Consider the following 2,621-nt stretch of genomic DNA (forward strand, 5'->3'; position numbering starts at 1 on the left):
GAATTGGCGGTTTAAAACGCGTTTCTTTGCTTCGTTTCTTTGCGCGTTTGCAAAGAAATGAAGTTCCGCCCCGAACAGGGGCTAACAGAAATAAGCAAGAAAATCCGACTTAAGCAGAACGACCACGTGAGCAGGAGGACTCAATCCTAGCCCCACACTCGCCGCGAGCAGCACCCCCTCCACACTCGCCGCGAGCAGCACCCCTTCCACATTCCGCCATCAGCGCCCGATTTCCTCCGCAGCCTCATCGGTCTTATTCAAGCCCGCGCCGCGCCCCCCGCCGATCCGGCGCCATCTCCGTGCGACCGACGTCGCCTCAAAACACAATTTGACGCTAAAGCGCGCCCGATTAAAAAAATGCGCTGTCGACACAGCGCGCCAAAATCTCGTTAGCTTGAAGTCAGGGTAGTGCGACTCTCGTTCTATCAGTGCTTTTCCGTCCGGCAGATGCACGAAGCAGCAATGCTGGAACCAGCGGAGGTCGCGGTGCGTGTTGCCAGACCAGTGCCGGCCGATTGCCTGATAAGCGCCCAGTTCGACAATCTGCTGCCCCTCGTCGGCTAACGTATTGAGCGCGGAGGAGACGAACGCTTCGTCGCCATGATGCTGCAAACGGGCAATTTCGTGAACGTATCGTTCGCAATGTGCGCGTGCTCGCTGCACCAGGGTCATCAAGAACGTCGGTGTACTAATCAGAAATTCTCCTCCGTACCAACGCGGATTAAGCAGATGTCGTCCCGCCACTATCTCAAGATCCTTGATGACATTGGCGCTCCCATAGGCCGGAAAAACCTGGTCGGAGATGTCGAAAGCGCCTACGCCGGCGTCGGCGCATAGTCGAAGCATGCCTTCATCGAGCGACTTGATGGCGACCATGTCTGCGTCGAGCAGCAGCAGCAAGGCGCCCGAGCCAAGCATGCGCGCCACTTGCTCAAGCAGGTCCAGCTTGAAATGTGCTCCATAGAACTCCGTGCTTTTCGGAACATTGACGCTGGCGACGAGTTCATGAACGACTGGCCGCCGATCCTCCGCCGTGGACCCAAAGCACGAAGCGGCGAGCGCGGGGGCGTTCGTGAAGATATTGAGCCGCGGCATGCCCGCCTGAAGCAAACTCTTGTTGAGGCAAAACGCCTGGCGAGCGTAGGAACGCGGATCCCTGCTCGTACTATTGGGGCTAGCGGCTGCATCAATATCGATATACACCAACGTACAAGGAAAAATTTCCATTGATTTGTCGTCCACAATTTGAAGCACGAATTTGTTTCTTATTTGAATCGGTGGATTAGAAAAGGACCGTTCCTGGAGCATCGTGGAAGATACAAAAGCGATGCATCCGCCAAAATGCCGCACATGGGCGACACGACTAAAGAATAATTGTGCGGCGCACTCTAGCGCTCGAAGGTGGGCGTCTTGCGTCGCGCGTCCACAGGCTGCTAGCCCTCACGCAGTTCCCGAAACGCGGGTAAGCTAGTTATCGCTTGCATACTCGAGGCGCATGCGCGTCACAAGGAGGTTTCATGATGAATCGCGACAATCCCGTATGGCTGATCACAGGCTGTTCAACTGGCTTTGGGCGAGAACTCTCAAGACTGGTGCTTGAGCGAGGCTGGCGCGCGGTCATTACCGCAAGGGATCCGTCAACGCTTGCCGACCTGGCGGAAGGACACGGGGACCGCGTGCTCGCATTGCAGCTTGACGTAACGGACCGTAAGCAAATAGCCGACGTCGTTGCAAAATCAAAAGCCCATTTCGGCCGTATCGATGCACTTGTGAACAACGCCGGATATGGTTATCTGGCTGCAATAGAAGAGGGCGAGGACGACGCTGTTCGCGCGATGTTCGAAACCAACGTATTTGGTTTGGTCGACATGACGAAGGCCGTCTTGCCGCTGATGCGCGCCCAAAAAAGCGGTTTGATCGTGAACATTTCGTCGATTGGCGGAATCACCAGCTTCGCCGCGACCGGTTACTATCACGGCACGAAATACGCCGTCGAAGGAATTTCGGAATCCCTCGCTACTGAGGTAAAGCCGCTAGGCATAGACGTCCTGCTGGTCGAACCGGGACCCTTTCGCACGAACTGGGCGGGCCCATCGATCAAGCAATCGGCCACGCGCATTGACGCGTATGCGTCCACGGCCGGCGAGCGTCGCAAGCAGACGGCGGCCCGTAGTGGCAACCAAGCCGGCGACCCCGTGCGCGCGGCGCAGGCCATCATCGACGCGTCGCTCTCCGATACACCGCCGTTGCGCTTGTTGCTCGGCAAGACCGCGCTGGAACTCGCACGCAAGAAAGTCGAATCCCTGACGCACGATTTCGACGCGTGGGAAGCAACGACCCTCGGCGCCGATTTCCCCGATACCGCCCGCTAGCAAAAGCCGGCGTGCCGGCCTTCTGGCCGCTCAAGCGCAATATCCCTTGATCTTTTAAGATCGGTAATGCAGCGCACGGTAGGGCCGTCGATCAACGGCGGCTTTTCGAGCATTTAATCCAAAGGAGTGAAGATGGAATATCGTTTGCTAGGCGAGACGGGCTTCAAGGTTCCCGTACTAAGTCTGGGTACGGCCACGTTTGGCGGCAGCAACGAGTTCTTCAAGGCGTGGGGCAGCACGGACGCGGAC

Annotated in this window: 2 protein-coding genes and 1 pseudogene; 2 read left to right on the forward strand and 1 reads right to left on the reverse strand. The window is 57.3% G+C overall.

Annotated elements, in window-relative coordinates:
* Positions 1-219: 219 nt before the first annotated feature.
* A complete protein-coding gene (locus tag WCA53_RS31640; RefSeq protein WP_423920972.1) occupies positions 220-1,227 on the reverse strand; it encodes a hypothetical protein in 1,008 nt (335 codons plus the stop codon).
* 290 nt (positions 1,228-1,517) lie between these two features.
* On the opposite strand from WCA53_RS31640, the gene WCA53_RS31645 reads away from it, so the two are divergent.
* Both WCA53_RS31645 and WCA53_RS31650 read left to right on the forward strand, forming a co-directional pair.
* Complete coding sequence (locus tag WCA53_RS31645; RefSeq protein WP_423920975.1) at positions 1,518-2,372, forward strand: oxidoreductase; 855 nt, start codon at positions 1,518-1,520, stop codon at positions 2,370-2,372.
* A gap of 132 nt (positions 2,373-2,504) precedes the next feature.
* Positions 2,505-2,621, forward strand: a pseudogene (locus WCA53_RS31650) (aldo/keto reductase); the annotation flags it as partial.

Origin of the sequence: Caballeronia sp., from assembly GCF_049581465.1 — a bacterium.
GTDB lineage: Bacteria > Pseudomonadota > Gammaproteobacteria > Burkholderiales > Burkholderiaceae > Caballeronia.

Bases quoted from the DNA above. Each gene is read 5' to 3' on its own strand.
- WCA53_RS31640 (WP_423920972.1), bottom strand. From the start codon at position 1,227: ATGGAAATTTTTCCTTGTACGTTGGTGTATATCGATATTGATGCAGCC.
- WCA53_RS31645 (WP_423920975.1), top strand. From the start codon at position 1,518: ATGATGAATCGCGACAATCCCGTATGGCTGATCACAGGCTGTTCAACT.